Annotated in this window: 15 protein-coding genes; 4 read left to right on the top strand and 11 right to left on the bottom strand. The window is 60.9% G+C overall.

Annotation, left to right across the window (positions count from 1 at the left end; all coding sequences use genetic code 11):
• Positions 1–10 precede the first annotated feature (10 nt).
• From NTD89_RS16060 to NTD89_RS16040, 5 genes are all read right to left on the bottom strand, one after another.
• The gene (locus NTD89_RS16060) at positions 11–1,627 is read right to left on the bottom strand and encodes an inorganic phosphate transporter (RefSeq protein WP_242196245.1); all 1,617 of its coding nucleotides are present in this window, start codon (positions 1,625–1,627) and stop codon (positions 11–13) included.
• Between the two features lie 248 nt (positions 1,628–1,875).
• Positions 1,876–2,898 carry a transporter gene (locus NTD89_RS16055; RefSeq protein WP_145159429.1) on the bottom strand — a complete coding sequence of 341 codons (1,023 nt, stop codon included), beginning with the start codon at positions 2,896–2,898 and terminating at the stop codon, positions 1,876–1,878.
• A 100-nt stretch (positions 2,899–2,998) separates the two neighbouring features.
• On the bottom strand, positions 2,999–4,171 hold the full coding sequence (locus NTD89_RS16050; RefSeq protein WP_242196243.1) for a GAF domain-containing sensor histidine kinase: 1,173 nt from the start codon (positions 4,169–4,171) through the stop codon (positions 2,999–3,001).
• Positions 4,172–4,356: 185 nt separating this feature from the next.
• Positions 4,357–4,662 (bottom strand): PepSY domain-containing protein, encoded by a 306-nt coding sequence (locus tag NTD89_RS16045; protein WP_106576085.1) that lies wholly within the window; start codon positions 4,660–4,662, stop codon positions 4,357–4,359.
• Positions 4,663–4,761: 99 nt separating this feature from the next.
• The gene (locus tag NTD89_RS16040; protein WP_262208568.1) at positions 4,762–5,889 is read right to left on the bottom strand and encodes a glycerophosphodiester phosphodiesterase; all 1,128 of its coding nucleotides are present in this window, start codon (positions 5,887–5,889) and stop codon (positions 4,762–4,764) included.
• Positions 5,890–6,121: 232 nt separating this feature from the next.
• On the opposite strand from NTD89_RS16040, the gene NTD89_RS16035 reads away from it, so the two are divergent.
• Positions 6,122–6,445, top strand: a complete 324-nt coding sequence (locus tag NTD89_RS16035; RefSeq protein WP_262208566.1) for a DUF2025 family protein — start codon at positions 6,122–6,124, stop codon at positions 6,443–6,445.
• Positions 6,446–6,577: 132 nt separating this feature from the next.
• On the opposite strand, the gene NTD89_RS16030 is transcribed toward NTD89_RS16035, so the two are convergent.
• Together NTD89_RS16030 and NTD89_RS16025 are read right to left on the bottom strand one after the other, a co-directional pair.
• Positions 6,578–6,898, bottom strand: coding sequence for an antibiotic biosynthesis monooxygenase family protein (locus tag NTD89_RS16030; RefSeq protein WP_145159419.1), 321 nt, complete (start codon positions 6,896–6,898; stop codon positions 6,578–6,580).
• Positions 6,895–7,602: a CTP synthase gene (locus tag NTD89_RS16025; protein ID WP_262208564.1), complete on the bottom strand. Its 708-nt coding sequence runs from the start codon at positions 7,600–7,602 to the stop codon at positions 6,895–6,897. Before NTD89_RS16025 ends, NTD89_RS16030 begins: the two co-directional genes overlap by 4 nt.
• 80 nt (positions 7,603–7,682) lie before the next feature.
• Here NTD89_RS16025 and NTD89_RS16020 point away from each other — a divergent pair, with 80 nt between their 5' ends.
• Positions 7,683–8,561, top strand: coding sequence for a LysR family transcriptional regulator (locus tag NTD89_RS16020; protein ID WP_262208563.1), 879 nt, complete (start codon positions 7,683–7,685; stop codon positions 8,559–8,561).
• A gap of 257 nt (positions 8,562–8,818) precedes the next feature.
• Here the strand turns inward: NTD89_RS16020 and NTD89_RS16015 are convergent, their stop codons facing one another.
• The 4 genes from NTD89_RS16015 to NTD89_RS16000 all read right to left on the bottom strand — a co-directional run bounded on the left by NTD89_RS16015 (position 8,819) and on the right by NTD89_RS16000 (position 12,873).
• Positions 8,819–9,337: a DUF1003 domain-containing protein gene (locus NTD89_RS16015; RefSeq protein ID WP_119741558.1), complete on the bottom strand. Its 519-nt coding sequence runs from the start codon at positions 9,335–9,337 to the stop codon at positions 8,819–8,821.
• 76 nt (positions 9,338–9,413) lie between these two features.
• The gene (locus tag NTD89_RS16010; RefSeq protein ID WP_145159594.1) at positions 9,414–10,733 is read right to left on the bottom strand and encodes a methyl-accepting chemotaxis protein; all 1,320 of its coding nucleotides are present in this window, start codon (positions 10,731–10,733) and stop codon (positions 9,414–9,416) included.
• Positions 10,734–10,997: 264 nt separating this feature from the next.
• A complete protein-coding gene (locus tag NTD89_RS16005; RefSeq protein ID WP_262208562.1) occupies positions 10,998–12,056 on the bottom strand; it encodes a diguanylate cyclase in 1,059 nt (352 codons plus the stop codon).
• Between the two features lie 190 nt (positions 12,057–12,246).
• Positions 12,247–12,873 carry a TetR/AcrR family transcriptional regulator gene (locus NTD89_RS16000; RefSeq protein ID WP_145159411.1) on the bottom strand — a complete coding sequence of 209 codons (627 nt, stop codon included), beginning with the start codon at positions 12,871–12,873 and terminating at the stop codon, positions 12,247–12,249.
• Between the two features lie 122 nt (positions 12,874–12,995).
• Between NTD89_RS16000 and NTD89_RS15995 the strand changes: the two genes are divergently transcribed.
• Together NTD89_RS15995 and NTD89_RS15990 are read left to right on the top strand one after the other, a co-directional pair.
• Entirely contained in the window at positions 12,996–14,054 is a 1,059-nt protein-coding gene (locus NTD89_RS15995; RefSeq protein ID WP_119741564.1) for an MBL fold metallo-hydrolase, read from the top strand.
• 107 nt (positions 14,055–14,161) lie between these two features.
• Positions 14,162–14,869, top strand: a complete 708-nt coding sequence (locus NTD89_RS15990; protein WP_262208561.1) for a hypothetical protein — start codon at positions 14,162–14,164, stop codon at positions 14,867–14,869.
• Positions 14,870–14,893 lie beyond the last annotated feature (24 nt).

The raw sequence follows: 14,893 nt of genomic DNA, 5'->3' as shown, positions 1-14,893 counted from the left end.
TTGCGTTGGGTCAGAACAGTTTGGTGAACAGCCAGTACAAACTGCCCGACAACAGAATCGCTGCCGGCAAGGTCAGCACCCAGGCCATCAGCAAATTGCGGATGGTCTTCATCTGCAACCCTCCGCCATTGGCCACCATGGTCCCGGCCACACCGGACGACAGCACATGGGTGGTCGACACCGGTAACCCGAACATATCCGCTGCGCCAATCGTCAGCATCGCCACGGTCTCGGCCGAGGCGCCCTGGGCATAGGTCAGGTGGGTTTTGCCGATCTTCTCGCCCACCGTCACCACGATGCGCTTCCAGCCAACCATGGTGCCCAGGCCGAGCGCGATGGCCACGGCGATCTTCACCCACAGCGGAATAAAGCGCGTGGAACTGTCGACCTGTTCCTTGAACAGCTTCAGCTTGCCTTGGGTGTCGGCGTCGAAGCTGCCGACCTTGTCCTTGTCCATCAGGCGAATGGTTTCGCTGGTCAAGTACATGTCGTTACGCACGTTGCCTACCGCTTCGGCGGGGACTTTGGCCAGGGAGCCGTAGCCTTTGACTTCATCACCTATCTGGCCTGCCAGGGCGGCGAGGGCGGGTATCAGTTCCGCGGTGGCTTCCTTGGTGCGCACGTAGGTCGACAGGATCGGCCGTGGGTCGCCCGGCAGTGCTTGCGGCGCGCTTTTCATCAAGGCGACCTGGGTCACCTCGGCCACTGCCGCAAACTGCAACGACTGCTCGGCCGGCATGGTGCGGTTCAGCGCGTAGGCCATTGGCAGGGTGCCGACCAGGATCAGCATGATCAGGCCCATGCCTTTCTGGCCGTCATTTGAACCGTGGGCGAAGGACACGCCGGTGCAGGTGGCGATCAGCATGCCGCGAATCCACCACGGCGGCGGGGTGTCGCCCTTGGGCGCCTTGTACAACGAGCGGTTTTTTACAAAAGCGCGCAGGGCCAGCAACAGCAAGGCGGCAAACGCGAAGCCGATCAGCGGTGACAGCAGCAGCGCATAACCAATCTTGATCGCCTGGCTCCAATCGACGCCGCTGGTGCCGTCACGCCCGTGCATCAAGGCGTTCGCCACGCCGACGCCGATGATCGAGCCAATCAGGGTGTGCGAAGACGACGCCGGCAGGCCCAGCCACCAGGTGCCGAGGTTCCACAGGATCGCGGCGATCAGCAAGGCGAAGATCATCGCGAAACCGGCCGAGGAGCCCACCTGCAAAATCAGCTCGACCGGCAGCAGGGCAATGATGCCGAACGCCACGGCGCCGCTGGACAGCAGCACGCCGAGGAAGTTGAAAAAGCCCGACCACACCACCGCAAAGTGTGGCGGCAGCGAGTTGGTGTAGATCACCGTCGCCACCGCGTTGGCGGTGTCGTGGAAGCCGTTGACGAACTCAAAGCCCAGGGCGATCAACAGCGCCACGCCGAGCAGCAGGAACGGCGTCCAGGTGGTCACCACCGTGCCCAGTTCGTGCATGTCGTGCATCAGGCTGTAGGCGGTAAACAGCAGGCCCATGGCGAGCACGGCGAAGAAGATGATCACCGTTACCAGGCCGGGTTTCTTGTCCAGCCGGGGTTTGGGGTCTGCGTGTGAGGCGGTGGTGGAGGCAGTCAGGGAAGGGGTGGCCATGCCGGAGCATCCAGTGTGGGGAGGATGTCGTTGATGATCATTGCAGAATGTTACAGAGATGCTGCGGTAAGTCAGTGTTTAGGGAATTGGGCGTGCCACTGGTCTACAAACCGCCACAAAGGTAATGTCAGAGTGCAATCAATGTGGGAGCTGGCTTGCCTGCGATAGCATCGCCTCGGTGCCTCTGAAAGACCGAGGTGCCTGCATCGCGGGCAAGCCCGGCTCCCACATTTTGACTGTATTGCAGGTCAGTAGTCTTTGCGCTTTCTAAAGGCCCAGCGGCCGGCAATCAAGGTGAACGTGGCCACCAATGCCACCAGAATCCAGAAGCCTTCCGGGTCGGTAGAAAGCGGCACGCCCCCCACGTTCATGCCGAAAAAGCCGGCAATGATGTTGATCGGCAACGCCAGCACGGTCACCACCGTAAGGGTGAACAGCGTGCGGTTACTTTGTTCATTGAGGTTGGCGGCGATCTCTTCCTGCAACAATTTGATTCGCTCGCCCAGGGCCATCAGGTCGTTGATGATCAGCGCAAACTCCTCGGTGGATTTGCGCAATTCCTTCACGTCCTCCTTTTGCAGCCATTGCGGCGGGCGATTGAGCAGGCGCAGCAACGAGCCCGGTTCCAGCGCCAGCAGGCGTTGCAGGCGCACCAGCACCCGGCGCGCGGCACCCAGTTCGGCGCGGTTGGTAGACAGGCGCGAGGACAGCAACTGGTCTTCGATCTGGTCGACGCTAAGGCTGGTCTTGCGCACGATCTGGGTCAGCACCTCGCCCTGGTCGCGCAACAAATGCACCAGCAGCTCCAGCGGCGAGCGAAAGCGTTCACCGGCTTTCACCGACGAGCGCAATTTGTCCACCGAATGCAACGGTTGCAGGCGCGCACTCACCAGCAAGTGGCTGCGGGCGCACACCCACAGCGTGGAAATATCCGAGGAGACCATGCTGCTGAAGTTGAACACCACGTCGTTGACCACCGCCAGCAAGGCCGAGTCAACGTGTTCGATGCGCGTAGAGCGCGAACCTTCGTGCAAGGCTTCGAAAAACTCTTCCGGCAGCGCCAGATGCGTCTGCATCCAGCGCTCGCACGCGGCGTGCGCCAGGTTCAGGTGCAGCCAGAGAAATTCTTCCGGGTTGTGCGGCGCCTGCAAGGCTGCGAGCGCCGTGGCCGAGTCAATCTGCTCGCCCTTTTCGCCGGGTCGAAAACGAAACCCGTAAAGCAGGCCAAACAGATCGGGATCCTGATGGCCGTGGTCGATGCTGTGGTTCATGGAGGCTCGCAGAGAAAGCGCCTGTAGGACGTTTCACAGGTTCGCGTGGGCGAATCATTGCAAGGCTGGATGACAATTTTGTGACGGTTTGAAAACCAGTTCAGCGGGTTTTCAGTGTGAAGGTGAAACGCGTGCCATTTTCTGCGCAGGACGACACCTCAAGCTGCCCGCCGTGGGCATCGGCAATCTGCTTGACGATATACAAACCCAGGCCCAGGCCGGCTTGCGGGGTGTCCTTGACCGGCCGCGAGTAGGGCTGGAAGAGCCGAGGCAAAGCCAGTTCGTCGATCTGGCCGGGGTTTTTCACGGTCAGCGTGAAGTGGCCCTGTTCAACCCGCGCCGTGACCTCCACCGGGCCGTCGTGGCTACCATGATGGATGGCGTTGGCCACCAGGTTGGAGAGCAATTGCGCCAGCCGATCGCGGTCGCCGTAGACGCCACGCAGGTCGCCGATATCGGCCTTGATCAAGCGTTGCGGGTTTACGCTTTGCACTTCGAAGACCACATGGCGAAAAGCGTCCTGCAGATCCAGGCAATCATTGAGGTGCAGCGGTATGCCGCTGCCCATGCGTCCGCGAGCGAAATCCAGTACATCTTCGACCAGTTGCGAGGCGCGCCGGCCGCTGGCGAGGATGTGCCGTACGAGCGGGTCGGTCGCCGCGTTGGGGTGTTTGCGCAGCAGCCGCTCGGCACCGAAGTTGATGGCGAACAGCGGGTTGCGCAGGTCATGGCCGAGCACGGCGATGAATTGCTCGCGCAGCTCGGCGGTGCCGCGCTCTTCCTGCAATTGCGCCTGGGTATTCTGCAAGGCCTCCTCGGCTTCGATCTGCAAGGACAGCACCCGGGCGAACGACTCCATGGTCGATTGGATCGTGCTGCTGCGCAGCTGCGCGGGGTTGGGGTCCAACGCGCAAATGGTGCCGAAAAAGCGCCCGTCAGTGCGGAACACCGGCACCGAGATGTAGCTTTCAAACTGGTACATGCGCGGGGTGTGGTGGTCGTGGTAGCGCGGGTCTTCGCTGGCCTTGTCGATCACCACGGAGGCGTGGGAACCCCGGATTTCGTGACAGATCGTCGTGGACAGGTCCAGCTCGCCACCCACACCGAGGCCGAACTCCAATTGATCGAGCACAGCGCAGGCGGTCCAGGTGTCCTCGGTCACGCGCGCCACGGCTGCAAAACGCAGGCCGGTCATGTCGCTGATGACTTTGAGCATCGCAGGTACGGCACTGATACGGCCAATAGTGGCGATGTCGGCGGCTTTCTGCCCCATGCAGCGGTCTCGATATGGAGGAGGATGGGCGTTGTGCCCAGGTTAATGAGTGGGATTCTAGCGACCTTGCGCGCTGTAGGTGTAATTTCATTATCCAGGTGGGTACTTTTCCTGCCTCTGGCTTTGCAGCACGCATAAAAAAACCGCGCCACTTAAAAAGTGGCGCGGTTTTTTTGGCGGTTGACTCAAGTGTCTTGCTTGTTTTCCAGCACCGCGCCGGTCTTGGCGTCGAGCTTGACTTCAAAGCGCTTGCCGGCGGTGTCGGTCACGTCAACTTCGTACACCAGCACACCGTTTTTGTGGTCCAGCTCGGTGTCGGTGATGCTGGCGCCGGGGTGAGTGGCCACGGCGGCGGCGTTGAGTTTTTCGAACGGCATGACTGCGCCGGATTTGAGCAGGCCTTCAATGTGATCCGGGCGAACATCCGCCTGGGCCAGGCCGGCAGTCAGGGTCAGGGCGGTAGCGGCAAACAGGGCGGTCAGGGTTTTCATGGTGTGTCCTTCTGGGTGAGCTGTTTAAGTGGCGCCAGATTAACCAGCGCAACTTAATTCATCCTTAATGGCGAACCGACACCTATTGCGGCCTGACGCTTAGTACCCGTTGTCCTTGAGCAGGTCCTGCACACTCGACGACGGCCAGCGCTTGTAGAACTTCAGCAGTTCGGCGGCGCGGTTGGTGAAGATGCCATCGACGCCGGCGGCCATCACTTTCTCGAAGTCCACGGGCTCATCGACGGTGTAGACGTGCACCAGCAAGCCTTTGTCGTGGGTCAGCTTGTTCATTTGCGGCTTCACCAGGTCGGTGTAGCTCTGGTCGCCATGGTTGGTCAGCTCGGCCGATGGGCCGGTGCCGATGGCGCCGAGGCTCTTGGCTTCGTCGACCCATTTTTCAAATTCGGCAGCGTCTTTGGGCTCTTGCTTGGCGTAGTAGGCCGCTTTGGTGGTCTCGCCGGATTCGGCAAATGTTTGCGCGGATTTTGGCTCGATGCTGCCAGGGCCGACCCACAACAACAGGATTTTCGGGGTGTTGGGCATTTCTTTCTGCAGCTCTTTCAAGCTGTCTTTTTCAAACGTTTGCAGCACGACGCGGCCCTTGCCCTGGCCGACGCCCGTGTTGCTCTTGCCCAGCTTGGAGCCGGCGGAGCTCAACCAGCCCTTGTCCAGCAGCTTGTTTTTCAGGTCGGCTTCGATGCCCGGAAATTGCTTGGGCTCTTTGGTTTCGATGTACAGGCCGGGTTTGTGCTGCGGGTTGCCTTCGGCGATCTTGATGATTTCGTCCAGGCTCTGGATTTTCAGGCCGACGAACGCAGGGCGCGCGCGGTCCGGGTAGGCGGCGTTGAACCAGCTGCCAGCGTCCAGGGTGCGCAGTTCGGCCCAGGTGAACTCGTTGGCCGGGGCGTCTTTGCGCTCGGGGAACTTGGTGGCCACGTCGGTGGTGCGCTGCAGGTTATTGTCGTGCAGGGCGAACAGCACGCCATCTTTACTGCGCTGCAGGTCCATTTCCAGGTAGTCGGCGCCCAGGTCGCGCGCGAGCTTGTAGGACGCCGCGGTGGATTCGGGAGCGTCGTAGGAAGCGCCACGGTGCGCAATGACGGCCGGGTACGGAATGCCTTCGTTTGTTGCCAATTCAGCCGGGCTGATCGGTTCGGCAGCCTGTGCCTGGCCAAGGCCGAGCATCAGAGCGAGCAGCAAGGCGCTCTTGGTAAACGTGACAGGCATATGCGAAGTCCTTTCGTGGAGGTAACTTTGAGAAGGCGTCCTTTTTAACAATTGATTGCGAAAGGCGCTATCACCAAACCGACATTAAGGTGCTCAGGCGCCATTTTTCTGGGTTTTTTTGTGCTGTATTGCAGTATTCTTGGCCGCAGCTGCCCCGTCAGAGGGCCGTAATTTCTGCCACGCGTGTAAACCATCTTTCCAGTCCCAGTGGGACTTTTCAGTGAGGTTTACCATGCGCATCACTTCAGAACTCATCTGCCAGGCCGCCGACCAACTCCACGGTTTTGTCGGCCTGAACCGCAAAACCGGCCAGTACATTGTGCGTTTCAGCGAAGATGCCTTCGGCATGGACGTGGCCGATGACGGCATCATTCCCACTGCTGAGTTTGTCTGGCTGCCGGCCGCCGACCACGCCATGACCCTGTCGCGCGAACGCCTGCAGTTGCTGCTGGACCAGAACATCGACGACCGCATCAACATCACCGAGCCGTTGCGCGTGTACATGCGCCGGGTAGAAGTCCCGCAGATCAGTGCGTTGCGCAGTTTGGTCAGCTAAGCGCCTGTTGTTTTGCCGGCAATGAAGATCAGAGGTGGGAGCTGGCTTGCCTGCGATTCAGACGACGCGGTCTCTGAGTAAAACCGAGTTGATGCCATCGCAGGCAAGCCAGCTCCCACAGGGCAACGCATTTCACTTCTGGAAGGTGTAGGCCCGCTCCACCTTGCACACGCGTGTGTGAAACGCCGAGTACCAGGTGGCGCGGCCTTGCTCGCGCACCTCGCGGTGCTCGGCCTGCTGCTTCCAGGCCAGGATCGCCGCCTCGCTTTCCCAGTAGGACACGGTGATCCCCAAGCCGTCCTCGCGCGCCGACTCCACCCCCAGAAACCCCGGTTGTTCACGCGCCAGTTCCAGCATGCGGGCGGCGGCCTGGCCGTAGCCTTGATCGCCCTCGCTGCGCAATGAGCTGAAAATCACTGCGTAGTAGGGCGTGGCGGGTGTGTTGGCGATCATCGTGACAACTCCAGACAGGCCTTGAGCAGGGCGATCGCCAAGGGTGGCGTGACGTCCTTGAGCGCGGCACGTTCCGGTTGGAACAGCGTGGCGACAAAAAACGGATGGTCGAGCAATTCGATGGCGCGCAGATCGCCGGCCGAGTCGTGGCCGCTGGGAATCAGGTCGCTTTCCAACAGTGCGTTGGCGAACTCGGGGTTGATGCCGTAGCGACAGCGATAACCCTCGTGGATATCCAGCGTGCCGTAGGCCTCGGCGATGCGGGTGTAGGGCGCCAGGCGCACGGTGTCCGTGGCCTCTACCAGCGCGCAACTGAGCGGTGTGATCACCGCACGCTTGGCGTGCGGGGCCAGCTCGCCATGTTCGGCATCCGCCCAACCCAGCACGTTGCGGGCATATTCGAGCACCGCATGTTGAAAACCGCCGCACGTGCCGAGGAAAGGGCGCTTGTGTTCGCGGGCAAACCGGATCGCCCGCAGTGCGCCGTCGGTGTCGCGGTAGGGGCTGGCGGGCACACACCAGAAGCCGTCGAACGCATGCAATTGAGTGCTGGGCGTGATCGAGTCCGTGTCGAGCCATTGCACGTGAACGTTCAGGTTCAGGGCGTCGGCCGCCTGTTGCAGCGCCACGGGGATGGCCTGGTGCGCGGTGACGTCGGGGTTGTAGTCGCCGATCAGGGCAAGGTGCAAGGTGCTGGCTTTCATCGTGTACGTCCCATGGCTTGTTGTGTCCTGGTGCCCACTATAGATTGGCGCTCACGCAATCAAAATTGGCGTTCGCCCACATGCTCAATGCACCCACGCACTATCAAATCGACTATCCCGACCTCTCGCTGATCCTCGCCCTGGTACGCGGCGGCACCCTGGCGCGGGCGGCGGCGCTGTTACGGGTGGATGTGTCCACGGTGTTCCGTGCGGTGCGTCGGCTGGAGGCCGCCTTGGGCCAGACCCTGTTTGAAAAAAGCCGCGCCGGTTACCTGCCCACCAGCCTGGCCAGCAACCTGGCGCAGCAGGCCGAGCACGCAGAACAAGCGTTGGAGGCGGCGCGCATTGGCGTGGAGCAGGGCGGCGAAGTGATCAGCGGCACCGTGCGCCTGACCTGTACCGACTCAGTGCTGCAAGGTTTGCTGCTGCCGGCGCTGGCGCGGTTCATGCCCGAATACCCGGCGTTGACCCTGGAGTTGAGCACATCGAATGATTTCGCCAACCTCAGCCGCCGCGATGCGGACATTGCCCTGCGCCTGACCAAGACGCCGCCGGAGCACCTTGTCGGTCGATGCCTGGGCACAGTCGCCTATCAAGTGTGTGCCAGTGCCGGTTTTGCGCGCCAGCACGCAGGCCGCGAGTTGGCTGAGCTGCCGTGGATCGCCCCGGACGACTTCCTGCCCGATCACCCCACCGTCGCCTGGCGCCGCGAGCATTTGCCGGGCGTGCGTCCCAGCTATCGCTGCAACGGCATGTTGTCGGTCACCGAGTTGGTACGCGCGGGCCTGGGCGTGGCGGCGCTGCCGGATTTTCTCTTGGGCGATGGCTTGCAACCACTGGGGCCGGCGTTGGCGGGGCGGAACACCGCATTGTGGCTGCTGACACGTCCGGATTGCCGGGCGTTGCGTTCGGTGGTCACGTTGTTTGATGAATTGGGGCGGCATGTGCGATTGCCATGAACGGCGCCTTTTGTGACTGGCGGGGTAGGTGTGGCGAGCAGTGCTTGTTGTGGCGAGCGGGTTTCTGTGGCGAGCGGGCTTGCCCCGCGTTGGGCTGCGAAGCGGCCCCAGATAGGCCCACGCGATTCTTCAGGTAAACCGCAGTGTCAGGTTTTGGGGCTGCTGCGCAGCCCATCGCGGGGCAAGCCCGCTCGCCACAACAAGCCGCGCTCGCCATAACAAGTGCGCTCTCCATAACTAAGCCAACGGCTTCGCCCTCAGGGTTTGCGCATGAACTGCTCATGCATCTCGCAGGTCAGGGTCTCGATACGCTCGGTCAGTTGCTTGGTCATTTCCGTCAGGCGGGTGTTCTGCTCCAGCAGTTCCAGCAACTGCTTGGTGGTTTGTTCGGCTTGGGCCTGGCGCTCGGTGTTGGCAATGGCCAGCGCTTCGCGGTGCTGGGCATCGGCGTCGGACTGGGCTTTGTCGCGGGCAGCCTGGCGTGTCTGGGCCAGCAGGATCAGCGGCGCGGCATAGGCCGATTGCAGGCTGAAGGCCAGGTTGAGCAGGATGAACGGGTACACGTCAAAGTGGGTGATGCCGGTCATGTTCAGCACTACCCACAAGATCACGATCGCGGTTTGCGCGCCGAGAAAGGTGGGCGTACCAAAGAAGCGCGCGAACGCTTCGGCCTTGAGCGCAAAGGTGTCGTTGCCAAAGGTCGGCGCCAGGTGGGCGTGGCCTCGGTGGAAACGCAGGTGATCGACGGGGGCAGCTTCTGGCTTGTCTGGGGTCATGGCGGGCTCGAATCCTTGGCGTAAAGACTAGTCAGCACTATAGACCCAGCCCCCGGCCAGACACATGAAGATCAGGTCAGTTGTTGCCCCGCTCATTGGCAAACGCGCTCACCGCCTGCACGGCCTCGCCCGTGCCTTCGCGAATCTGCAGGATCACCGTGCCGGCCTGGTTGGCCAACTCCACACCTTGAGCGGCGCGGTCGCGTGTCCCTTCCATGCTGTCGATGGCTTGGCGGGTTTCCTCCTGGATCATCGCGATCATGCTGGAAATTTCCGCCGTCGAGCCGCTGGTGCGTGCCGCCAGTTGCCGCACTTCATCGGCCACCACGGCAAAACCACGGCCTTGTTCGCCAGCGCGCGCCGCTTCGATGGCGGCGTTGAGGGCCAGCAGGTTGGTCTGGTCGGCGATGCCGCGGATGGTGTTGACGATGGCCGTGATCTGCTGCGAACGCTCGCCCAGCTTGGCGATCAGTTGCGAGGAGCCATCGATGTCGGCAGCAATTTCGCGCATGCCGCTGGCGGTTTGCTGGATCACATCGGCGCCCTTTTCGGCGATATCCCGAGTGCTCAGCGAGATGTGATAAGCCTGGGCAGCGCTGGCAGCGTCGGCGGCATGCTGTTGCACTCTGGCGGTGATGTCGGAGGCGAATTTCACCACTTTGCACAGGCGCCCGCTGGCGTCGTACACCGGGTTGTAGTTGGCCTCCAGCCACACCGTCTGGCCGTTTTTGTCGATGCGTTCAAACTGGCCGTTGAACAGTTCGCCCTGGTTCAAGCGCTTCCAGAACTCACTGTACGTCGAGCTGTTGGCCAGGTCCGGCTTGCAGAACAGGCGGTGATGCTTGCCCTGGATCTGCGCCAGGCTGTAGCCCATGCGCTGCAGGAAATTTGCATTGGCGGTAATGATGGTGCCGTCGAGGTTGAATTCGATCACCGCCATGGCCCGGTCGATGGCCCCCAACTTGGCGTTGGCTTCGCTTTCGGCCTGCAGGCGCGGGGTGACGTCCATGGCGTATTTCACCACTTTGATGACCTGGCCCGTGTGATCGCGCACCGGGTTGTAGCTGGCTTCCAGCCATACCGATTGGCCGTCGCCGCCGACGCGCTCAAAGGTGCCCGACTGAAATTGGCCATTACGCAGCTGCGTCCACAACTGGTTGTACTCGGCACTGCGCGTGAACGCGGGGGTGCAGAACATCCGGTGGGGCTGGCCCGCGATCTGTTCGGCGCGGTAGCTCATGGTCTTGAGGAAATTCTCATTGGCCCGCAGGACGGTGCCTTGCAGATCGAATTCGATCACCGCCATGGAGCGCTCGATGGCATCCAGCAAGCTGGCTTGTTGAGCATTGGTGTGTTGCAGGGTGTTGATGGTTTTTTTGTGGGCGTTGAATAGCATGTTCGAGAGCTCGGGGAAGCACGCGTCAGAGGTATCCATGAATTTGCGCCTGCCCCCGTAGGGCACCAGGCCTTACGGTTGACTTGCTCATTGTCAGCTTCCTTGTGCCGACAGAGGGGGGTTGAACAACGGGTTCAGAGTGATCGGCCGGCCAAGAAGTTCGCCTTCAGGGCGGGAACGTCATTGAGTAGGCGACCAATGGTGGCATTATGCTTCTGCAGCAGTGTGTCTGAAGAGAATTCAGACGAGGTGTCGTAGGACGACTTAAGCGGAGTGGGCGACGACGTAGTGGCTGATATTCACCCGGTTGCGACCGGAGTCCTTGGCGACATAGAGCGCGCGATCCGCGGCGTTGAGCCACATTGCTGCATCGCTGAAGACGGGTTGGAAGTCTGCCAGACCAATGCTCAGGCTCACGCGCAACTCCGGGATCTGCGAATTGCGATAGTTACTAAAAGTTTCTCGCATGTGTTCCATGACCAGCGCAGCTTCTTCCAGTGACATTTGCGGAAGAATCACACAGAACTCATCGCCGCCGTAACGGCCGGCCAAGTCATTTTCCCTCAGGTGTTGACGCAACTCCTGACTCAACTGGCGCAACACCTGATCACCGACGATATGGCCATAGGTGTCGTTGATCTGTTTGAAATGGTCGATATCGATCAAGGCAATGGTGGCGTGGCTGTGTTGCTGCTGGCATTTGTGGAACTTGAGATTGAGCAGGTCTTTCCATGAGCCATGATTGAGCAGGCCGGTGAGGCTGTCGACGCGGCTGAGGGCGCTGAGGGCGCGTTTGTGTTCCGAGAGTTTGATTGCCAACTGATAGCAGACCATGCCGATCGCCATCGGATAAAGCGTCAGCATCGGCAGGCAGGTATACACCTGGGCAAGGCTGACGTTGGGATTGAACTTGATCCCCAACAGCGCCCACGCCACGCCGATACCGCCCGCCTGTGCCACCAGCCCGCGCAGAAACAGGCGCTTGCCCCCGGCCGCGACGTTGTTCATGGTCATCATCGACAGGATGGTCACGGTCGTCAGCGGTGTGAATTGCGTGGCCGCCGCCCAGAAACCGCCCAGCAGCGAGTCATAGAGCAAGTTGCGTTGTTCGGCCTGGTAGGGAAATTGCGAGCGCGTGGAGAGCTGGTACGCCACATGGGCCCAGGCATAACCGTTGAATATCAGCAAGGCCCATACCCAGCCCGGCATCGCCAATGGGTAAAGGGCGCCGATGACGCTGATACAGCCGATACCCAGGCCGATGATCCTTGGCTTGTAGATACGCCTGGCAAATGACAGCCCTTTGCCTCGTCTGTTTTCCATAGTGTTCCGGGTCAGCTCTTTTTTGCAGATGCGACAGCGTGCGTCAGCGGTGGGAACCGTTGATCGGATAATAGGTGTGAATATTGTCAGTTATTCGCGTGGGAATAATCAGTGTCCTTCCAAGCCATTTGCGTAGCACACCGGGTGAATGCGCTAAAAACGACTTGGAATGTCGCTCATGCAACAGGCTTTATTGCGAACGGGCAGGGCTGACTTCGTAGCCGGCCAGGAACAGGTCGATGGCCGATTCGATAACGCTGGCCTGGCTGGCCGCGTCGAGGGTAGGTTGGCCCAGGGTAATTTGCGGCCAGAAGGCGAACGCCTTGAGCAGGCTCTGTATCTGATGGGCCGCAAAGGCCGGGTCGGTGCAGGCCAGGCGGCCATCTTCCTGGGCCGCGCGTACCCACTGGGTGAAGCCTTCCTCGCGCTTGCTCAAGCGGTTGACCATGTCTTGCGCGCGTTCGGGCGAATGAATGGTGGCGGCGATCGCGACGCGGGCCAGGTCGAGGAAGTTGGCGTCCGACATCATCTGCATCTTCGCCTGCAGCAAACCGCGCAATTGCTCGCGCAGGGGGCGGTCACTGGCGTAGCTGGCGTCCAGCTGGGCGACGCTGCTGGCCCACAACTGGTGCAGGATTTCTGCAAACAACTCTTCCTTGCTGGGAAAGTGGTTGTAGACCGTGCGCTTGGAGACACCGGCGGTGGCGGCGATTTTGTCCATGCTGGTGACCTCGAACCCGTTAGCCCGAAACTCGGTGATGGCCGCTGCCACGATGGCTTCGCGTTTGCGGTCGGTGAGGCGTTGGGGAGCAGTCATGGAATGCGTTCGGCTCTTGGATGAAATTACACTCGGTAGTTTACTTGCTCCGGGTTTTGTTGCAATCTAGAAACTACACTGTGCAGTGTAATTTATGAGCGGACCCCAGGAGTCACTCTGTAATGGCCACGATTTCAAGCCGTCTCGACCCTTCGCCTGAAGCACTCAAACCTGCCGAGCAGGAGCAAGGGCATTTCACCAACGATGCCCCAGTGCAGCACGGCGGCTTTGGCAAGACGTTGCGGATTTTCTGGAACATGCTTTTCAACAAGCCGCGCAGCACGCGCCCTGTGGGCAAGATCCCGGTGCAACCGCTGACACGCGAGCAGCTGTTGGCCGCTCCCGATCACAGCGTGTTCCGTCTGGGGCATTCCACCGTGTTGCTGAAAATGCGCGGTAAGTTCTGGCTCACCGACCCGGTGTTTGCCGAGCGTGCCTCACCGTTCAGTTGGGCCGGGCCCAAGCGCTTCCATCAGCCGCCCATCAGCCTTGAAGACTTGCCGCCGCTGGAAGCGGTGATTCTTTCGCACAATCACTATGACCATCTGGACCATAAGGCCGTGGTCCAGCTGGCCGACAAAACCCGCTACTTTCTCGCCCCGCTGGGTGTGGGCGACACCCTGGTGAAATGGGGTGTGGACGCCAGCAAAGTCAGGCAACTGGATTGGTGGCAAGGCACCGAGGTCGATGGCATTCGCTTTATCGCCACGCCGGCCCAGCACTTTTCCGGGCGCGGTCTGTTTGACGGCAACCAGACCCTGTGGTGTTCCTGGGTGATGATCGACGGTGCGCGGCGGGTGTTTTTCAGTGGCGACACCGGTTATTTCGACGGTTTCAAACGCATCGGCGAACAATACGGCCCGTTTGATCTCACGCTGATGGAAACAGGTGCTTACAACGTCGACTGGCCCCATGTGCACATGCAGCCGGAGCAAACCTTACAGGCGCATATCGACCTTAAAGGCCGTTGGTTGCTGCCGATTCACAACGGCACGTTCGACCTGGCGTTCCATGCCTGGCACGAGCCGTTCGACCGCATCATGGCCCTGGCCTGGGAGCGCAACGTTTCGATTACCACGCCGGCGATGGGGCAAGCGTTCAATCTGAACCAGCCTGAGCGTGGGCATGCGTGGTGGTTGGACGTGGAAACTCAAGGTGCGAAAGAGCACGCTGCGGGCTGAAGTTTGGGGCCGTAGGAAAATGAGTTTTCAGGGTATTTCAGCCCTGCGACAACCCTTCGATGAGAGTGCGATGATCCCGCACGGTCATTGTCGGGGTGCAGGTTCTGATGGAAAAAAACTGTAGGGAGCATTGGCGGTTGGGCTTGCCTTGTCGGCTTGGGCCTTCCTTGCCGGAAGCGGGTGAAGCGGGCGGCGCGAACGCTGCGCCGGCCCAGGCCCACACCGATAAAGCCAGCCTGGGCGGTATCGTCTTCGGCGCTGACCCTCCAAAGGGCTTCGCACTCATTCCCGGTTACAACGCCGTGGCCCCGCTGCTAAAATCCGAGCGAGACCCTGCGCTGTTACTCGTCGCCTTGAGTGGTATCGAGCCCACAGGGCCTGTGAACAGCACCTTTACCGCTGCCAAGGTGCTCGCAGGGTGGCGCATCGGGTTCGCTGACCGGTATGTGCACGGGGCCCATTACGAAGCCATTGAACACAGCGCAGCCTTGCGCCGAGCGTTCGACGTCCTGCAACAGGCCGGTGCGCAATTGGTACCGGTAGATGCACGACGTGCAGACCACAGCCTTCAATTCTCTTTGCAGACGCGTGAAATCGACGATCTGGTGACCAGGCATCGTCTTGATGCCTTGGTGTCTGACGATCAATGTGCGGCGTTTCATAGTGCGTGCTTAAGCGGGTATCCCGCCGTTTGCGAGCCGTTGGCAGAGGGCACGAAGCTTTGGTTTTATGGCGCTCGAGGGTCTCGCGATGCTTTGCACGCGTTGCTGCGTGCCTATCGACAGATCAGCGCCGGCGGCCCAGGCGGCCACTGACCTGGGCTTTAGTCTATTCGCTGA

Source organism: Pseudomonas sp. 14P_5.3_Bac1, from assembly GCF_025466135.1.
Lineage (GTDB): Bacteria > Pseudomonadota > Gammaproteobacteria > Pseudomonadales > Pseudomonadaceae > Aquipseudomonas.
The sequence above is the reverse complement of the archived record's forward strand: the minus strand, read 5'-3'. Positions and strand labels throughout refer to the sequence as shown.